20 protein-coding genes and 1 tRNA gene are annotated in these 17,713 nt (G+C 31.4%); 5 read left to right on the top strand and 16 right to left on the bottom strand.

Features of this window, described 5'->3' with window-relative positions; translation table 11 throughout:
- Positions 1 to 32: 32 nt before the first annotated feature.
- From G9F70_RS01255 to G9F70_RS01225, 7 genes are all read right to left on the bottom strand, one after another.
- Positions 33 to 182, bottom strand: a complete 150-nt coding sequence (locus tag G9F70_RS01255; protein ID WP_224617369.1) for a hypothetical protein — start codon at positions 180 to 182, stop codon at positions 33 to 35.
- 818 nt (positions 183 to 1,000) lie between these two features.
- Complete coding sequence (locus G9F70_RS01250; RefSeq protein ID WP_164946573.1) at positions 1,001 to 2,011, bottom strand: phosphodiester glycosidase family protein; 1,011 nt, start codon at positions 2,009 to 2,011, stop codon at positions 1,001 to 1,003.
- Between the two features lie 230 nt (positions 2,012 to 2,241).
- On the bottom strand, positions 2,242 to 2,985 hold the full coding sequence (locus G9F70_RS01245) for a LytR/AlgR family response regulator transcription factor (RefSeq protein WP_164946572.1): 744 nt from the start codon (positions 2,983 to 2,985) through the stop codon (positions 2,242 to 2,244).
- Positions 2,986 to 2,991: 6 nt separating this feature from the next.
- Positions 2,992 to 3,246, bottom strand: coding sequence for a hypothetical protein (locus tag G9F70_RS01240; protein ID WP_164946571.1), 255 nt, complete (start codon positions 3,244 to 3,246; stop codon positions 2,992 to 2,994).
- Positions 3,247 to 3,251: 5 nt separating this feature from the next.
- Positions 3,252 to 4,244 carry a flotillin-like protein FloA gene (floA, locus tag G9F70_RS01235; protein WP_164946570.1) on the bottom strand — a complete coding sequence of 331 codons (993 nt, stop codon included), beginning with the start codon at positions 4,242 to 4,244 and terminating at the stop codon, positions 3,252 to 3,254.
- A gap of 60 nt (positions 4,245 to 4,304) precedes the next feature.
- Positions 4,305 to 4,823, bottom strand: coding sequence for an NfeD family protein (locus tag G9F70_RS01230; protein ID WP_164946569.1), 519 nt, complete (start codon positions 4,821 to 4,823; stop codon positions 4,305 to 4,307).
- A 134-nt stretch (positions 4,824 to 4,957) separates the two neighbouring features.
- Complete coding sequence (locus tag G9F70_RS01225; protein ID WP_164946568.1) at positions 4,958 to 5,818, bottom strand: sensor histidine kinase; 861 nt, start codon at positions 5,816 to 5,818, stop codon at positions 4,958 to 4,960.
- 253 nt (positions 5,819 to 6,071) lie between these two features.
- Here G9F70_RS01225 and G9F70_RS01220 point away from each other — a divergent pair, with 253 nt between their 5' ends.
- Positions 6,072 to 6,392, top strand: a complete 321-nt coding sequence (locus tag G9F70_RS01220; protein ID WP_164946567.1) for a DUF1540 domain-containing protein — start codon at positions 6,072 to 6,074, stop codon at positions 6,390 to 6,392.
- Between the two features lie 76 nt (positions 6,393 to 6,468).
- Here G9F70_RS01220 and G9F70_RS01215 read toward each other — a convergent pair whose 3' ends face one another.
- Positions 6,469 to 7,014, bottom strand: a complete 546-nt coding sequence (locus G9F70_RS01215) for an NADH peroxidase (protein ID WP_164946566.1) — start codon at positions 7,012 to 7,014, stop codon at positions 6,469 to 6,471.
- A gap of 113 nt (positions 7,015 to 7,127) precedes the next feature.
- On the bottom strand, positions 7,128 to 7,808 hold the full coding sequence (locus G9F70_RS01210) for a pseudouridine synthase (RefSeq protein WP_164946565.1): 681 nt from the start codon (positions 7,806 to 7,808) through the stop codon (positions 7,128 to 7,130).
- A 287-nt stretch (positions 7,809 to 8,095) separates the two neighbouring features.
- On the opposite strand from G9F70_RS01210, the gene G9F70_RS01205 reads away from it, so the two are divergent.
- From G9F70_RS01205 to G9F70_RS01195, 3 genes are all read left to right on the top strand, one after another.
- The gene (locus tag G9F70_RS01205) at positions 8,096 to 8,347 is read left to right on the top strand and encodes a hypothetical protein (RefSeq protein ID WP_164946564.1); all 252 of its coding nucleotides are present in this window, start codon (positions 8,096 to 8,098) and stop codon (positions 8,345 to 8,347) included.
- A gap of 89 nt (positions 8,348 to 8,436) precedes the next feature.
- Positions 8,437 to 8,607, top strand: coding sequence for a hypothetical protein (locus G9F70_RS01200; RefSeq protein WP_224617368.1), 171 nt, complete (start codon positions 8,437 to 8,439; stop codon positions 8,605 to 8,607).
- 142 nt (positions 8,608 to 8,749) lie between these two features.
- The gene (locus G9F70_RS01195) at positions 8,750 to 9,139 is read left to right on the top strand and encodes a hypothetical protein (protein WP_164946563.1); all 390 of its coding nucleotides are present in this window, start codon (positions 8,750 to 8,752) and stop codon (positions 9,137 to 9,139) included.
- 120 nt (positions 9,140 to 9,259) lie between these two features.
- On the opposite strand, the gene G9F70_RS01190 is transcribed toward G9F70_RS01195, so the two are convergent.
- The 6 genes from G9F70_RS01190 to G9F70_RS01165 form a co-directional block, all read right to left on the bottom strand.
- On the bottom strand, positions 9,260 to 10,264 hold the full coding sequence (locus G9F70_RS01190) for an isocitrate/isopropylmalate dehydrogenase family protein (protein ID WP_164946562.1): 1,005 nt from the start codon (positions 10,262 to 10,264) through the stop codon (positions 9,260 to 9,262).
- Positions 10,265 to 10,268: 4 nt separating this feature from the next.
- Complete coding sequence (locus tag G9F70_RS01185) at positions 10,269 to 12,203, bottom strand: aconitate hydratase (protein ID WP_164946561.1); 1,935 nt, start codon at positions 12,201 to 12,203, stop codon at positions 10,269 to 10,271.
- A 43-nt stretch (positions 12,204 to 12,246) separates the two neighbouring features.
- Positions 12,247 to 13,599 carry a 2-isopropylmalate synthase gene (locus tag G9F70_RS01180; RefSeq protein ID WP_164946597.1) on the bottom strand — a complete coding sequence of 451 codons (1,353 nt, stop codon included), beginning with the start codon at positions 13,597 to 13,599 and terminating at the stop codon, positions 12,247 to 12,249.
- A gap of 432 nt (positions 13,600 to 14,031) precedes the next feature.
- Positions 14,032 to 14,454, bottom strand: coding sequence for a CPBP family intramembrane glutamic endopeptidase (locus G9F70_RS01175; RefSeq protein ID WP_224617776.1), 423 nt, complete (start codon positions 14,452 to 14,454; stop codon positions 14,032 to 14,034).
- 12 nt (positions 14,455 to 14,466) lie between these two features.
- Positions 14,467 to 14,874, bottom strand: a complete 408-nt coding sequence (locus tag G9F70_RS01170) for a hypothetical protein (protein WP_164946560.1) — start codon at positions 14,872 to 14,874, stop codon at positions 14,467 to 14,469.
- Positions 14,875 to 15,098: 224 nt separating this feature from the next.
- A complete protein-coding gene (locus tag G9F70_RS01165; protein ID WP_164946559.1) occupies positions 15,099 to 16,322 on the bottom strand; it encodes a hypothetical protein in 1,224 nt (407 codons plus the stop codon).
- Between the two features lie 301 nt (positions 16,323 to 16,623).
- Here G9F70_RS01165 and G9F70_RS01160 point away from each other — a divergent pair, with 301 nt between their 5' ends.
- Positions 16,624 to 17,592, top strand: a complete 969-nt coding sequence (locus G9F70_RS01160; protein ID WP_164946558.1) for a TIM barrel protein — start codon at positions 16,624 to 16,626, stop codon at positions 17,590 to 17,592.
- A gap of 35 nt (positions 17,593 to 17,627) precedes the next feature.
- Here G9F70_RS01160 and G9F70_RS01155 read toward each other — a convergent pair.
- Positions 17,628 to 17,703: transfer RNA gene (locus G9F70_RS01155), tRNA-Pro, on the bottom strand.
- Between the last annotated feature and the right edge of the window lie 10 nt (positions 17,704 to 17,713).

Genomic DNA, 17,713 nt, shown 5'->3' with positions numbered 1-17,713 from the left:
AACTATCTTCTACACTGCTTTTATAATGCTTTTTAGTTTTCTGTTTCTGCTTCTTCGCCTGGTTTAACAAATTCTAAATCTGCTCTTTTATTTTCTAAATTAGCTTTTCTATTGTCTAATGTATTAAGATTTATAGGATGAGTAACCATATCTTCAGCTGTACCCATTATATATCTATTCAAGAAAATTTTTCCTTCAGGAGTATTTGCTATAGCATAAGGTTCTGTATCTTTCTTAAATAGAACCCATGTATATCCATTGTTTACTACTCTATTTAAGTCTTCTTTATCAATGAAAGTCCTTGATCTTTCTTTACCATATCTATCTCTTAATATTACTGCAACAGTTTCTTCATCTAATGCTTCATAGTCATTAATTGTATTTTGATTATATACTTCTAAATTAGATTTTCTGTTATCTAGAGAATCTCCATTGATATGTCTAACAGGTGCTTTTGGATGAACATCTAATATAAAAGATTGAAGACTTTGCTTTCTTCTATATTTTTTTTCTTCAATATAATAAGTACCTAAATTTTGTGCTAAGTAATTATTAAGATCTTTATTCCATTCAGCAAACCAAAGACCTTTTTCTAATACTTTTTTTAAATCCTGTGTATCTATTTTACCATCAATAGTTGTTCCATCTTTTTTAACTAATTTTAAAATTGTAACTTCTTCTAGTGTTTGGTGTTTGTTTGATTTAATCTCAACTTTAGTTTGTTCTTTTTTATTTTCCTTATTTATAATAGGACACCTCTTTCTTCTATTTAAGAATCTTCAAAAAAACAACTAGTCAGTTACATTTTTGACATGTTATTTCTTTTAGATTTCTATAAGGGATTTAAAGTTGCGTATAACTTTAATATTTCCCTGATTTTTAATTAATATTCGAGTTTCTCTCTATAATACGCATGTTTACTTTTACTGCATTATTTTTATTATACCACATTGATTAGTTTAAAAGCACTTAATTTAAAATGAATTTAAATTATATTTATTTATTTTATTATCCAAGCACTTGGAAGAGGCCTCTCTCCATACTTACTACTTGGACTATTTATAAGTTTACCCTGGTGGTACATAACCGAAGATGAACCACCATCTAAGTTAGCAGCATTAACACAACCCTCTGTTATCATTATATCTTGTACCTCTTTTATTGTAGCACCTATAGAGTTTAATTGCCTTCCATCTATTACAACAAAAATAATTGTGCCATTTTGCTTTTGACCAATGGCAGTCCTAGGATTAATACCCCAGCCTCCATCCCCATATATATTTGCTGGTTTATTATTTACTATGAGAAATGGGCCAAAGGATATCCCATCTTGTATATTTAAATCTTTCATTTGCTTTATAGTGTAATTACCTAAAGTCAATATGCCATTTTTATCAAACCCTATAAGACTATAGGTTTTAAAGCCCTTCTCATAATATAATATTTCTCCATCTTTTATAATTATGCCTGTAGGTACTCCACCATTACCCTTTCCATCAACATCTACAAATCCTGAGGCATTAACTCCTGCTATACCATTTTCCTGCTTAACTAAGTCATTTAAGTTTGTTCCGTATTCTCCTAGATCTTTTGTGACCGCTAATTTTATTTTTTTAGGATTACTAACAGTAAGTATATAACCTTTGAACTTATCACTATTTATATTAGTTATATTTACATCTTGTTTGTCCTTATCTTTAAATAAATTCGCTACCTCTGCTACCTCCTCCACCTCTGGCTGCTCATCAATTATTGTTATATTGTCTTTATTAGTACCTTCACTAATTGTTGCCACTGTATTAGCCTCCATTATTTTATTAATAGTAGCGTCACTAGCTACAATATTTGCTATATATTGATGTCTCATAGTAACCATGGCAGTTGTGACTAAATAACTCTGTACTCTTGGAAACACTCCAAATCTAATTGAGCTTATACCCATTGCTACGTTTATAATTATAATCAATGCAAGGCTTAAGAAAAAAATCAAACTCTTCTTTATGAATTTCATAGAACAACCACCTTTACAAAGTCACACTCACTGTGCGAAATTCGTATAAATTACTAATTATCCAATATATTTTATCAAATCGCCACTATTAATACCATAATATGTTTTTCTATATACTATAGTACGTATTTCAAATATATAAAGTTGCTAACTTATTTTAAATTTTTGAAAAAAATATTCTTTTATAATATAAAAGCAACATAGGCGTATTTTCCTATGCTGCTTTTTCACTATAAGCTAAATATGTCTTTTAGAACCTCGTACCGCAGGTGGGTAAGAAGAGCATCTTTATCAGTATTTTTTAGTTTTATCACATAAGTCCATCTACCATAAGGATAAATTTTATAAATCATAGAAAGATTTATAATATAAGATTTATGACTTCGAAAAAATTGATTTTTATCTAGTCTTTCTTCTAATTCACTTAATGCTTCAGAGGTGATATAACTATTATCTACAGTATAAATAACCGTATTTCTATCCTCTCTCTGAATAATAACTATATCTTTTGTATCTACAAAACTTATACCTTCTTTATTTTTAATTAGTATTTTATTTAGACCATTTTCATGGCGTATTATTTTGTGCATTACCTCCTTATCTTCCTCACCATTTAGTGTTTTAATACGGTTTAAAGTTTGGTAAACCCTATCTAATTTAAAAGGTTTTACAAGATAATCAAAAGCATAAAGTTGAAAAGCGTCTGTCATATAGGTAGCATGTGCAGTAGCAAAAACTATTATAGTTTTAGGGTTTACATCTATTATTCGTTTTGCGCATTCTATCCCGTTAAGTTTTGGCATTTCCACATCTAGAAATACGACTTGTGGTCTTGATTCTTCAACAAAGGTGAGGACAGCCTCACCATCAGCTGCCTCCCCTATCAATTTAAATCCTTCTACTTTTTCAATGGCTTTTCTAAGGACCATTCTCATGCCCTCTTCATCGTCTCCTATTAACACTTTAAATTCCAACAGTAATCACCGTTTCCTTCTCTTCGACTTTGGTTTACCAAATATTTCAGAATACACAATTGCTTTCACAATGTTTTCTTCTTTGAAATCTAAATCTAAATATGATAATTCTTCTTTTTCTACTTCCACCTGGGCTGCTTTAGGACTTTCATTTTTAATCGTAGTTAGGTTAGTATACCTCTCATATTCCATTGATAGTGATTTTCTAGTCTCTTCTGCGTCCATTTCTATTGGTTCTCCATTGTTAATAGATCTAAACATAGCTTCTACTCCTCGATATTCTTAGGTGCTGTATTGATATTTTCTTGCTTTTTATTTTTACTACCCTTTGAAATAGATTCTCTCATATTTGTATCTGATATCACATTTTGCATATCATAATAATCTAAAACTCCCAGTTTACCTGATCTTAATGCTTCCGCTAAAGCTCTTGGAATTTCCGCCTCGGCTTCTACTACTGCCGCTCTCATTTCTTGCTCTTTTGCTACTGCCATAGCTCTTCTTTCTTCCGCTTTTGCTTGAGCAATATTTTTATCAGCCTCAGCTTGAAGTGTCTGAAGTTGGGCACCGATATTTCTCCCAACATCTATATCTGCAATATCAATAGATAATATTTCATAAGCAGTACCTGCATCTAGCCCTTTGGCAAGAACTGTTTTAGATATGGCATCTGGATTTTCTAAAACCTCCTTGTGAGAATTTGCAGTACCAACTGTGGCTACTATGCCTTCCGCAACCCTAGCAAGCACTGTTGCTTCTCCCGATCCACCTATTAATCTATTTAAATTAGCTCTTACTGTCACTCTTGCCTTTGCTAAAAGTTCAATTCCATCCTTTGCAACTCCAGAAACATTCGGTGTTTCAATAACTCTTGGTGTTACACTCATTTTTACTGCTTCAAGTACATCTCTACCTGCAAGATCAATAGCTGCTGCTCTTTCAAAAGGCAAATCCAAACTTGCTCTATGAGATGCAATAAGTGCATTTACGACTGCTTCTACATTGCCTCCAGCTAAATAGTGAGCTTCTAATTGATTTACACTTACTTCGACTCCACCCTTTGTTGCTTTTATTAATGGTAGCACAATCTTCTTAGGTGAAACCCTTCTGAGTCTCATACCTATCAAAGTTGAAAAACTAACCTTTACATTTGCAGCTAAAGCTGAAATCCATAATCCTACTGGAACAAGACTTAAAAACAAAGCTACAAAACACGCTATAACTCCTATAATAATAACTATAGCAATATTACTATCCATAATGTTACCCCCTCTATTTTTAAATAATACTAATTAATATATCATTATTTACTTTTGTTTTCAGTGAATACTTTTACTTTCAGTAATTACTCTTACAACAATCCTTCGCCCTTCTACTTTTATGATTTTAACCTTAGTGTTCTCAGTAATAAATGCCCCTTCTGAAACTACATCCATTTTTATTCCATTTATCTCTGCAATACCTGAGGGCCTTAAAACTGTTAATGTAACGCCTTCTTGGCCTACAAAGTATTCCAAATCCTCTGCTCCGATGTATCCATCTTCCTTGTTTTGTGTTTCATGCAATATAAGAGTTTTTGAAAGACGTCCCTTTGTTACAGATTTCAAAACAAAATTAAGCATTACTCCAAGTATTGCAATTATAATGCCCAGAAGTACCAATACCTCGATAACGCTATTTGCAGTGAATACTACCCCTGCAATAAGAAGTATTGCCCCTAAAACTCCCGGTATCCCAAACCCTGGGTGAAACATCTCTATAATCACAAATATAAACCCAAATGCAAAACACATAATAGCAACACCACTTATATTGGATAAAAAACTTGTTAATTCCATATAACCACCCCCTTAAAAATTTATATATTTTCCTTATGACACTACTATACATTTTCTATGTTCTAAAAAGAATAGATAATTGCTAAAGGATACATACGCTTGTCTAAAATGTCACATTTACAGTGTTATACTTTTTATCGTGGAACCCACCCTTCAAAAATAGTAACCTCATTATCACTAAACATTTCAATATCACCCTCATATTTTAGGAGAATATCTTTTACAATAGATAATCCCATTCCCTCTCCTTTTTCTCCCTTTGTAGTAACTCCAGTGTCAAAAATTCTATTAATCCATTCTTCGCAAATCTTAGGACCATTGTTTTTAATCCTAAACCTATAGGTCTTTAAATCCTCAAATAGCTCAATTTTAATATTTTTATTTTCGCCGCCCTCTTGAAGTGCATAAATAGCATTATCAATAATATTGCCAAGAACTCTACAAAATTCCCAGGCTGGCACCAATAAATCTTCTAGTGCAGAGGTTACTAAAATTTCTGTTTTAATTCCTCTTTTTTCTCCATAGTCTATTTTTGCTTGAAGCAGTGCATTTACTGCAGGCTTTGAGGTTTTTAATACCTTGTTTATCCTTTGAATATCTGTAAATACCTTTTCAATATATCCTGTGGCTTCAGCGTATTCTTCCATTTCCATCAAACTATATACTACCTGTAAATGATTCATAAAATCGTGCCTTTGCCCTCTAAGGGTTTTATTTAAGTTTTCTAACTGTCCCAAAGTATCCTTTAACATACTGTACTCAATGTTATGTTCATTTAAAGAACTAATATCTTTGATAACAAAAAAACTGTTAATAACCCCGAGAATTATTAATACATATATAATCAATTCACCGTTATTAAACTTTTCTTGAAAGTTCATAAGATTTTCATTGAAATAATTGTATAATACCACACCTAAAATGGTCATAATTTGAATTATATTTAAAACAATTACTGTAATTATAGTTTTATTAATATTTAATTTTTTCTGCATATATTTCTAGTACCTCCTGTATTTTACACTTCCTAGTTTATCAAAAAATTTACCATAAGGGAATGTTTATTATTTAGATACAGTATAAATACTATTAACTACAACTCTATTTTCTTAAGTAATAATAAAATCTTTAATATAAATATTTTCTTTTATTTTTGGTTAAACTTCTTAGTAGATATATTGTGGAATCTGAAAAAAAGACTAGCAAACTAACTTGTTATTTTTTGAGGATGCCTAAGGAGGAGATGTAATGGCAAGAATTAATTGTAGCGTTTCAAATTGCTCTCATAATGATGAAAATACCTGTTTTGCTAACATAATTAATGTTGGTGGAAAAAGTGCTAAAAAAGATTGCGATACTAGCTGTGCTTCTTTTTTAGATTCAAAAATCTATAGCGATCTTACAAATAATATTAATGAAAATGGTAACCAGTGTAGCGCAATTACCTGTAATGTAGGTACCTGCACCTATAACTCTAATGACCTCTGCAATGCTAAGTCTATAGATGTCAATGGAAATAATGTAAATCTATATTTAGAAACTAATTGTTCAACTTTTAAAACGAAATAAGAAAATAATTTTTATAAAAAATAAAGGGTTCCTTAGTATGGCTACAATTGTAGCCATACTAAGGAATCCTTTATCTTTATTTATCGAAATATCTTTCTAAAAGCCCTTTAAAAGCTCTTCCATGTCTTGCTTCATCTTTGCACATTTCATGTACTGTATCATGAATAGCATCAAGATTTTTTTCTTTTGCAAAAGCTGCAAGCTTTTTCTTTCCAACACAAGCTCCATATTCAGCCTCAACTCGCGCCTTTAAATTTTCTTTAGTACTAGGTTTTACCACTTCACCTAACATCTCTGCAAACTTAGATGCATGCTCGGCTTCTTCATAAGCAATCCTTTTATAAGCCTCTGCAACCTCTGGAAATCCTTCTCTATCTGCCTGCCTTGACATAGCAAGATACATACCTACTTCTGTGCATTCAGCTATAAAGTTGGCTCTTAGGTCATTTATAATCTCACTATCAACATCTGCTGCCACTCCAATTCTATGCTCATCTGCCCATGTTAAGTCATCTTTCACCTCATTAAACTTACTGGAATCAGCCTTACAAATTGGACATATGGCTGGCGGTTCATTTCCTTCATGGATATATCCACATACAGTGCAAACAAATCTTTTCATCTATAATCCTCCTAAACGATATAATTATTCAATATAGTATCTTTCTTTTATATATATTTTAGTCAAGGATTATAAAAATTTCATTTAACAAAAGCAAAAATAACTTAATACTTTTATCCATTTTTTAATTCTATTACCTCCTTATCTGTTAGGTAACGCCAATTGCCATTATCTATTCCCTCAATCTTTATATCCATAATTCGAATTCTCTCTAGTCTCACAACTTTGTATCCAAAAGCACTACTCATTCTGCGAATTTGCTTATTTAGTCCCTGAGTTAAAATAATTCTAAAAGTATCACCGCTTACTCTGCTAATCTTGCAAGGCCTTGTGGTAACATTACAAATTTGCACTCCTTCAGACATTCCTTTTATAAAAACATCATCAAAAGGTTTATTCACCCTTACTATATATTCTTTCTCATGTTCATTTTCCGATTCTAAGATTTTATTTGCTATGTCTCCATCATTGGTCATTAGTATTAGCCCTTGCGATGCTTTGTCCAGTCTACCAACTGGAAATATATATTCTGGATAATTCATAAAATCAATTATATTGCTTTGCACTGTCTTTTCTGCAGTACAGGTAATTCCCACTGGTTTATTTAGTGCAACATATATTTTATCTTTCACTGGAATAGGCTCATTATCAATAAGAATAATGTCCTCTTCTTCCACCCACTGACCAGGCGTTGCAAGCTTCCCATTTACTATTATTCTATTTTCCACGATAAGTCTATTGGCATCTGTTCTGGAACAAATACCATGATTGCTAAGAAGTTTATTTATTCTCATTTTAAATTATTTATCCCTTCACTTAAAATTACTCTATTTTACTACTATCATTTTATCACTGTCTTTATCTATTTCAATGAGTTTTTCCTTTATAAGACTACATTTAGTAGTATATAAGTTATAATAACTACAAATTAAATCATCACCTTAGGTGTTGCTTTAGATATACTACATCCTTATAAGCCACTTTTTAATTATATTGATATTATAAATTTTTTTGGGAGATTTTATATTAATTTTCGTATATATACATGTAAAACAAAAAACATAAGGAGGTATCAGGCTACATGATTAATGAAGACAATTTTGTTAATGAACTTAAAGCTAAAAATCAACTTGCATTGGAATATATGATTAACAATTATTCATCTTATGCATTTAGTATATGTAGTGCAATTATAGGTGATCATGGAACACTTGAGGATATAGAAGAATGCGTTAGTGACATTTTTGCTTTAGTGTGGGAAAACTCTTACAAATACTATGAAGAAAAAGCAAAATTATATCTACTGAAAGAAAAGTTAAGGATACAGTTATAATAGAAGTTGATACAGGATATGATGATAACAAAATAGAGTCTTTATGTAACGTTAAACTATATTGTTATAATGATTATAATGGATATGAAATGGGGTATTCTGAAACTTCCGTCAAAATACCTATATCCCCTTTAAACCAATGGACTATAGAGTTAAATCATCCTAATTCCTCTAATTTAACCCTTACTATAGAATCATTTGATACTATAAAAAAAGGTCCTTGGATAATTGATATACCAAGAGAATCCATCAAAAAGTAGGATTATGTATAATTTATAATTTTAAAATATTTTTTCCAATAAATATATAACTATAATAAATATTGTAAACATATATTATATTATGATATACTCTAATAAATATACACACACTGAACTGGCAATTATATAAGGGGGTAACTATATGAAATCAAATTCAAAAGACAGAATAGTGGTATCAATTATAGTAATTGTTTTTCTAGTGACCATATCTGGTATAGCTTATCTTACCTTCGGGCCACATAAAGTGAAGGGAATCTATACAGCAGGAACTCTAATTGTTGCATCAAATGATTCAGAACAAATAAAGATTTGTAAAAAAAATAATGCTGCATATGCAATTAAAGGTAATGGGGTTTTGAAATATTATGGTTTGGGTGCTGATATATCTAATGAGACCACACTTGAACTGGCCACTGAAGATTTTAACAAACTAGTTGACGGTAAAACTTATTGGTTTGATATAAAGCTTAAAAAAGCGGATGATATGTCTATTGGGGTTATAAAAAAAGTTTACACTCAAAGCATTATGTAATGATAATAAAAAAATAAGGGAGACTGAAAGATCTAAAATCTTCTTTAAAATAGCACCCAAAAAGGTATGATAAAATATATTATCATACTTTTTTTGGGTAACTATTAAATTAATATATATTTATTTTCCCATTTTCCCAATAACAACTTCCGCAAACTCCTGGGTTCCAGTAGTACCACCTAAATCACAGGTTAAATATTTTCTCTCTTTTAAAACAGCTTCCACAGCTTTCTCTATTTTATCTGCCGCTTCTGCTTCTCCTATATATCTTAACATCATAACCCCAGATAAAATGCAGGCAGTGGGATTAGCTATATTTAAACCTGCTATGTCTGGTGCAGAGCCATGAGCTGGCTCAAAAACTGCTCCCTCTTCTCCAATATTTGCACCTGGAACTAGTCCAAGTCCTCCAATTAGACCTGCCGCCATATCTGATAGAATATCTCCGTATAAATTAGGCATTACAAGTACATCGTATTTTTCTGGATTCATTACAAGCTTCATGCTCATAGCATCTACTATAACATCTCCAAAGGCTATTTCTTTGTGTTTTTCTGCTATATTTCTTGCGCATTTTAAGAATAATCCATCGGAAAGTTTCATAATATTTGCTTTATGAACAGCTATTACTTCACTTCTATTTTGCTCTTTTGCCAATTTAAAAGCATATTCTACTATTCTATCACTAGCTTTCTTGCTTATTATCTTTATGCTCTCTGCAATATCCTCTGTAATCATATGCTCTATTCCTGCATATAAATCTTCACTATTTTCTCTTACTATTATTAAATCTACATCTTCATATCTTGAGGTCACCCCTTCAAATGTCTTTATAGGTCTTATGTTGGCATAAAGATTTAATTCCTGTCTTAATGTAACATTAACACTTTTAAACCCCATACCAACTGGTGTTGTTACTGGTCCTTTAAGCGCAACTTTATTTTTCTTAATACTTTCTAAAACGTAGGCAGGTATAGGAGTATTAAATTCCTCTATGACCGCAGCGCCCATGCGTACTGTTTCCCAATTAATGCGAACTCCACTATTTTCTATTACTTTAACCGCAGCCGAGGTTACTTCTGGGCCAATTCCATCACCAGGTATAAGTGTAATATTATACTCCATACGTCTACTCGCCATCCTTTTTCTTGTTTTTCATAAGATTTATTAAGCCACCATATATAAGCATTTCTTTTTGCCTTTGCGTTACTTCTGGTAGAGTTTTATACTTAACTCCTTTTGTTATATTACGTACAATAACAATATCTCTTTTAATCTGCTCCGCGGCATCTTCAATAATTAATTCATCCATAACATCTATATCTTCATAGTCATGAGTATTCTCAAATACTAATGGAATTATAGCATTATTAATTAAATTAGCCTTATGAATTCTTGCAAAAGATTTTGCTATAACAGCCTTAATACCTAAATAAAGAGGTGCAAGTGCTGCATGTTCGCGGCTGGAGCCTTGACCATAATTTATACCTGCAATTATAATTCCACCGCCGTTTTCTTTAGCCACAGCTGGGAAATTCTCATCACAAGGAGTTAAACAAAATTCTGCAAGGTACGGAATATTGGACCTAAAGGGAAGTAGTTTAGCATTGGATGGCATTATATCATCCGTTGTAATGTTATCCTGTAATTTAGTTAAAACTTTCCCGCCCACATTTTCTTTTAATTTTTCTGCTTTAGGAAATGGCTTTATATTAGGGCCTCTTTTTATTTCTATATCTTTACCATCTTCTGCTGGACTTATTATTAAATTATCGTTAATTGTGAATTTTTCTGGCATATCCACTTTAATGGAGGTCCCAATATCCCTTGGATCTGTTATATACCCTGTAATTGCTGATGCAACAGCCACTTCTGGGCTCACAATATAAACATTAGCTGACACCGTTCCAGATCTACCTTTAAAGTTTCTATTAAAGGTTCTTAGTGATACTGCATCTGTTGAAGGTGCTTGACCCATTCCTATGCATGGACCACAGGCACTTTCTAAAATTCTTGCACCAGCATCTATCATATCAGAAAGTCCACCATTTTTAGAAAGCATACTTAAAACCTGTTTAGAACCTGGTGCAATAGAAAGTGATACTTCTTCAGGTATATTTTTTCCTTTAAGTATTTTGGACACTTTCACCATATCAACATAGGATGAATTAGTGCAACTTCCTATTAATACCTGATCTACCTTTATATCTTTTAGTGATGATACAAGAACTACCTTATCAGGACTATGGGGACAAGCAGCAAGAGGCTGGATTGTGCACAAATCTATTTGGATCGTCTCATCATATACTGCACCCTCATCCGCCTTAAGCTCTACAAAATCAGTTTCTCTATTCTGTGCACTTAAAAATTCATAGGTTATCTCATCACTAGGGAAGATTGAAGTTGTGGCTCCAAGCTCTGCACCCATGTTTGTAATAGTTGCTCTTTCTGGTACACTTAGAGTTTTAATTCCTTCCCCTGCATATTCAAATATTCTATTAACTCCACCCTTAACTGTTAATCGTCTTAACAATTCTAATATAATATCTTTAGCTGAAACCCAAGGACTAAGTTTTCCTAGTAACTCTACCTTTACAATTTTAGGCATTGTTATATAGTATTCTCCACCACCCATAGCAACGGCTACATCTAGTCCTCCTGCCCCTATAGCAATCATTCCTATGCCTCCACCTGTAGGCGTATGGCTATCAGAACCAAGTAGTGTTTGTCCTGGAACTCCGAATCTTTCTAAGTGAACTTGATGACAAATACCATTTCCCGGTTTAGAAAAATATATTCCATGTTTTTTGGCAACAGTCTGTATATACAAATGATCATCTGCATTTTCTGGGCCAGTTTGTAAAATGTTATGATCTATATAAGCAACAGATTTTTTAGTTTGTACTTTATGGATTCCCATAGCTTCAAATTGAAGGTAAGCCATTGTACCTGTAGAATCTTGAGTTAATGTTTGATCTATTTTAATTGCAATCTCAAGGTCAGTTATCATCTCGCCCTTAACTAAATGAGCCTTAATTATCTTTTGTGCAACAGTATATGCCATAATATCCCTCCATTTATTCTTATATAATTTAATCTTAAAATATCTAACAGGCCTTAGTATTTTGTTTTTTTATACTTAACTCCGGAATGATATCTTTTACAATTGACTCTAGCTCATCATTTTTCATTACAGTGTTTCTACCAGTCTCATATTGTTTATCTACCCATTCTTTTATAATATTAATTCTTTCATCTTTTTTACCTATCTTGTCCGCTTCCACTAATCTAAAATAAGTATTAACCCAAGCTGCTATACCTGCATGTCCTGAATGTTCATTAACTGACACAACAATTGGCCTACCCAATATTTTTTCAGTATCAAAAATATTATATATTTCTTCATCCTTTAATATTCCATCCGCATGTATACCCGCTCTTGTAACATTGAATTCACTACCTACAAATGGTGTTCTAGGTGGAATACTATATTTAAACTCACCTTCAAAGTATTGTCCAATTTCAGTTATAAGCTTTAGATTCATATCTTTTACATTTCCTTTTATTTGACCATATTCTATAATCATAGCTTCTAAGGGGCAGTTTCCCGTTCTCTCACCAATACCAAAAAGTGAAGTATTTATAGCTGAGCAGCCATGGAGCCATGCTGTAGTAGCATTTGATACTACATTATTAAAATCATTATGTCCATGCCATTCCAGATACTCAGGGGTCACCCCCGCATAAACTCTTAATCCATTTATGATATGTTGAACACTTCTTGGTAGCTGCGTTCCTGAATAAGGTAATCCAAGTCCTAATGTATCACAGGCCCTAATTTTTATCTTAATTCCAGATTTATTAGAAAGTTCCATAAGTTTTTGTGCAAAGGGTATTACAAATCCAAAGAAATCAGCTCTAGTTATATCTTCAAGATGACATCTTGGAACTATGCCATTTGATAAGGCTTCTTCCACAAGTGAAAGATACAAATCCATTGCCTGCTCTCTTGTTTTATTTAACTTTTTAAATATATGATAATCAGAACAAGACATAAGCATTCCCGTTTCCTTAAGTCCCATATCTTTTACAAGTTTAAAATCTTCCTTATTAGCTCTTATCCAAGAAGTTACCTCTGGAAATTTATATCCTCTTTCTAAACATTTCCTAGCAGCATTTCTATCCTTTTCAGTGTATAAAAAAAACTCCGTTTGTCTAATTATCCCAGAATTATTGTCAAGTTTATGTAGATAGTCAAATATTGTAATAATTTGTTCCTCAGTGTAGGTGTCCATAGCCTGCTGTCCATCTCTAAATGTAGTATCTGTAATCCAAATATCTTCAGGTATAAACATCGGAATCTGCTCACTTCCAAAAACCACCTTTGGAATTTCTGAGTATGGGAATATATCTTTGAATAACATAGGCTGCTGTTCATGCTTTGCCTGTAAATTTATCATTCCCATCCTACGCGCATCATTATAATTTGTTATTTTCAGCTTATTCATTTGTTATCCTCCTTGATCATTCTTTTTCTTTTTAACTATTATATATACTTATAACTTTTATGAATTGTATGGTTATTAAAATTTCAATTTAATGATTATTATATAGTCAAAAGACAGTTTTGTAAAGTTATTATGCAATGTCATATGGTTAATCCGTCATTTTTTTTAATAATAACTCTCTTATAAGCTAAACCTACAAGTAATTTTCCATCCATAACAATATATTCCTTTGATCTAAAATTATAATTATGTGCTTTTTTTTAAAATTGTGATAATCTAAAATAAGCATTCCATATAAAATACCAATAAAATAAACAAAGTCCTGCATTATAAAGATAATCATGATTATCTTTATAATGCAGGACTTTGTTTTGTGATTTACCATTATACTTCTATAAATTCTTTGTGTATGGCTAACACATCTCCTGGTTTATTTCGCGTGTACCATACATAGGCAGCAATTAAAATGGAACTTCCTACAATGAAAGCTGTCCCACGAATTAATATGGCATACTTACTGTCTATTGATTGGAAGACTCCTGAAATTGTAATTGCCACAAAATTATTTACAAAATGTGCAAATATACACAAATATATTGAAGCTGTATTTAGGTATATAGCTCCAATAATTAATCCTAGCAAAAATGCATTTATGCCCTGTGGAATATTCATATGCATTAGTGCGAAAAATAAGGCTGATACTACAAGTGCTACTGTTGGGTTTATTTTACTCGCCATTCCCTTTAGCAATATTCCTCTAAAAATAACTTCCTCATATATAGGCGCTATAACAACACCACTAAGTATAAATATAATAGGTCAGATAGCCAATTCCTCAAATGCCTGATTTATAAATTCAGGCATAGGTATCTTATCAATCAAGTAAATTAAGCTATTATCATATGCTAAACGAAAGGCTATAATAATTAAAGCCACATAGATAAAGTTCTTTATATTTAAACTCTTTTTATGGGGTTGTTCACATGAATCTTTACTATACCACTTTAATAAAAGAATTATAATAAAATAGTAAACTAATACTCCTGCAGCAAAACTTATATATGGCGCTATATTTGTATATTGTTTAAAAAATAAATTTAAAATTACTATAGGTATTTGTCCTACTGATTCCAATAATAATGCTAGAAGCATTACAAGAAAAGCTTTAGTTATACTTATTTGTTTAATAGTTATAGCTTGATTTTCTATATTTCTTAAAAATTTCATAATATCACGCCCTCTAAATTATTGTATTCTTTAAACACCAAACTATTTTAAGTATACTATATATTTGTTGAAATGTCGTTATATAACACTTAACATAGTCTTACCTAAATTTTGAACTTTAATTATTATTAATCTTTAAATTACAAATAGAAGAAGCATGATAGGTTTACCCTAGCATGCTCCTTCCATTTTTAACTCAGCTCTAATTCAACTATTATAATAAATTATTTACCCTTTAACCCTGACATATGTCCACCAAAGCCTACTTTGTCAGCTTGGGCCTGAGTTATAATTCCACTATCTACAAGAGCTTTTAATGGATTAATATGATTACCCTTGTTTGCATCCATATATGCTTTGCATTCTTCCTTGGTCATAGCTTTAGCCTTTTCAAAATCTGCTTTTTTTGCAGCTTGCTGTTTAATCATGGCAGCTTTAATTTTATCTGATTGATCCTGAGTTATAGTATTATTAGTTACAAGCTTTGCTAAATTTGTTTTTAAATCTAACTTACTTTTAGCATCCCTTTGGATTTGCTCACTAGATTTTAAAGCATCTGCCTTTGCCTGTGTCAATATCTTGCTAGTAACCAATTCTTTATAAAAATCTGGTTTTTCTCCTTTATTCACTTCTTTGTTACCTTTAGTTTTAATTTTGCTACTTTCATATGCTAAAATTTTATCGCTTTCTGACTGTGTAATTATGTTTGAGCTAACAGCTACCTTAAGTGTAGCTTCTAGTTGGACTTTTGGTTGTCTAATTTCCTTTCCAAAAGCTGCCTTCTCATTTGATTTTCCAGGACCACCAAAGCCTATTTTTTCAGCTTGAGCCCGAGTTATAATTCCACTATCTACAAGAGCCTTTAGTGGATTAACATGATTATCCTTGTTTGCATCCATATATGCCATGCGTTCTTCAGGGGTCATAGCTTTAGTCTTTTCAAAATCTACTTTTATCGCAGCTTGCTCTTTAATCATAGCAGCTTTAATTTTATCTGATTGATTTTGTGTTATAGTCTTATCAGTTACAAGCTTTGCCAAATTTGTTTCTAAGTCTAATTTCATTTTAGCTTCTCTTTGAATTTGCTCACTTGATTTTAAAGCATCCGCCTTTGCCTGTGTCAATATTCCGTTACTAACTAGTTCTTTATAAAAACCAGGTTTTTCTCCTTTATTCACTTCTTTGTTATCTTTAGTTTTAGTTTTACTACTTTCATATGCTAAAATTTTATCACTTTCTGCCTGTGTAATTATGTTTGAACTAACACCTAGTTTAAGTGTAGCTTCTATTCCACCCTTTTGTTGTTTAAACTCATTTTTAAAAGGCGCCTTTCCATTATTACTTACTGGTTTAGTAGTTGTTGCAAAAGCTAAACTAACAGAGGATAAAAGCATGCCTCCTGTTATTAATCCTGTTACTATTTTTGTTTTTAAAGATATACTTTTCATATTAATCTCTCCTCATTTATAATTTATTTTGTTTCTATAGTTTATATCATATACACTTATCATGTCAGCGCGGTGTCAACATTATGTGTATTTCATGTATTTTGTGTAAATTGTTATAATGAGGAGATTATTCTTTATTTTATTAAATGTATACCTATTTACCATATTATCTGTGAAATTAAAAGTAACCATATATTTCTTATAAATTAATATTTTAAGAAATATATGATATACTATTTTCAAAGTCTCAATAGCGATGCAATCAGGATTTGAAATAAGCACAAAAATGGGGGAGTATTAATTGCTAAAACTTATAAATCTTTCAACCTACAAATGTGATATGGAAAGGTTTCATGACAACAGCTTGGAAATAACAAATTTATTAGAAAAACATACTATAGATGGCATAGAGCTTTTAAATTCTTTAATGTGGGATGAAAATATTATTCCGAGTAGTATAGTTCGCGGTGTACATCTAAAATACTATCCTACATGGCTTGATTTTTGGAACAATAACGAAAGTGAATTATTAAGGCAGTTTGGTAGCCATGATGAAATAAAAAATTATTTTGGTGGAACAACTAGACAATGCATAATAGATCAATACAGAAAAGAAATACAACAGGCTGATAAAATCGGTGCTGAGTATATAGTTTTTCATGTAGCTCATGTGCAAGTTGAACATGCATATACCTATGATTTCACATATACTGATGAAGAAATTATAGATGCAACCTCCGAATTAATAAATGAGGTTTTTAGAGGTTTAAATACAAATATAAAACTATTATTTGAAAATCTATGGCTACCTGGTTTAACATTCCTAAACAAAGATATACTATTAAGATTATTGGAAAAGGTTAATTACTCTAATAAAGGATTTATGCTAGACACTGCTCATTTAATGAATACTAATTTTGACCTTACTAATGAAAAAGAGGGAATACAGTACATTTTAGATACAGTAAACAATCTTGGTGAATTAAAGAAATTCATAAAAGGTATACATCTTAACTGTTCCGTGTCAGGTGAATATATAAAAGAGCAAATACAAGCAAATCGCAAATGTAAATTACCATTTAATAAAATGAAAGAAAATGTACTTTTTCATATAATGAAAATAGATATGCATAAGCCATTTAGTGATACAGATGTAAAAAGAATTATTGATTTCATTGATCCAGAATATGTTATATATGAATTTATAACAAGATCTTTGGAAGAGTTGGAGGAGTATATTACAATTCAGAATAAAGCATTACAAAAATAACATAAAAAAAGAGTTGTCATATGACAACTCTTTTTTGGTCGGGGTGACAGGGATTGAACCTGCGACCTCATGGTCCCAAACCACGCGCGCTCCCAGCTGCGCTACACCCCGCTAACATTTT

This window comes from Clostridium sp. FP1, from assembly GCF_011065975.2.
GTDB lineage: Bacteria > Bacillota > Clostridia > Clostridiales > Clostridiaceae > Clostridium_AD > Clostridium_AD tagluense.
The sequence above is the reverse complement of the archived record's forward strand: the minus strand, read 5'-3'. Positions and strand labels throughout refer to the sequence as shown.

Bases quoted from the DNA above. Each gene is read 5' to 3' on its own strand.
- G9F70_RS01210 (WP_164946565.1), bottom strand. From the start codon at position 7,808: ATGAGAATAAATAAACTTCTTAGCAATCATGGTATTTGTTCCAGAACA.
- G9F70_RS01250 (WP_164946573.1), bottom strand. From the start codon at position 2,011: ATGAAATTCATAAAGAAGAGTTTGATTTTTTTCTTAAGCCTTGCATTG.
- G9F70_RS01215 (WP_164946566.1), bottom strand. From the start codon at position 7,014: ATGAAAAGATTTGTTTGCACTGTATGTGGATATATCCATGAAGGAAAT.
- G9F70_RS01180 (WP_164946597.1), bottom strand. From the start codon at position 13,599: ATGATAAATTTACAGGCAAAGCATGAACAGCAGCCTATGTTATTCAAA.
- G9F70_RS01220 (WP_164946567.1), top strand. From the start codon at position 6,072: ATGGCAAGAATTAATTGTAGCGTTTCAAATTGCTCTCATAATGATGAA.
- G9F70_RS01185 (WP_164946561.1), bottom strand. From the start codon at position 12,203: ATGGCATATACTGTTGCACAAAAGATAATTAAGGCTCATTTAGTTAAG.
- G9F70_RS01230 (WP_164946569.1), bottom strand. From the start codon at position 4,823: ATGGAATTAACAAGTTTTTTATCCAATATAAGTGGTGTTGCTATTATG.
- G9F70_RS01200 (WP_224617368.1), top strand. From the start codon at position 8,437: ATGGGGTATTCTGAAACTTCCGTCAAAATACCTATATCCCCTTTAAAC.
- G9F70_RS01170 (WP_164946560.1), bottom strand. From the start codon at position 14,874: ATGAAATTTTTAAGAAATATAGAAAATCAAGCTATAACTATTAAACAA.
- floA (WP_164946570.1), bottom strand. From the start codon at position 4,244: ATGGATAGTAATATTGCTATAGTTATTATTATAGGAGTTATAGCGTGT.
- G9F70_RS01205 (WP_164946564.1), top strand. From the start codon at position 8,096: ATGATTAATGAAGACAATTTTGTTAATGAACTTAAAGCTAAAAATCAA.
- G9F70_RS01190 (WP_164946562.1), bottom strand. From the start codon at position 10,264: ATGGAGTATAATATTACACTTATACCTGGTGATGGAATTGGCCCAGAA.
- G9F70_RS01240 (WP_164946571.1), bottom strand. From the start codon at position 3,246: ATGTTTAGATCTATTAACAATGGAGAACCAATAGAAATGGACGCAGAA.
- G9F70_RS01225 (WP_164946568.1), bottom strand. From the start codon at position 5,818: ATGCAGAAAAAATTAAATATTAATAAAACTATAATTACAGTAATTGTT.
- G9F70_RS01165 (WP_164946559.1), bottom strand. From the start codon at position 16,322: ATGAAAAGTATATCTTTAAAAACAAAAATAGTAACAGGATTAATAACA.
- G9F70_RS01195 (WP_164946563.1), top strand. From the start codon at position 8,750: ATGAAATCAAATTCAAAAGACAGAATAGTGGTATCAATTATAGTAATT.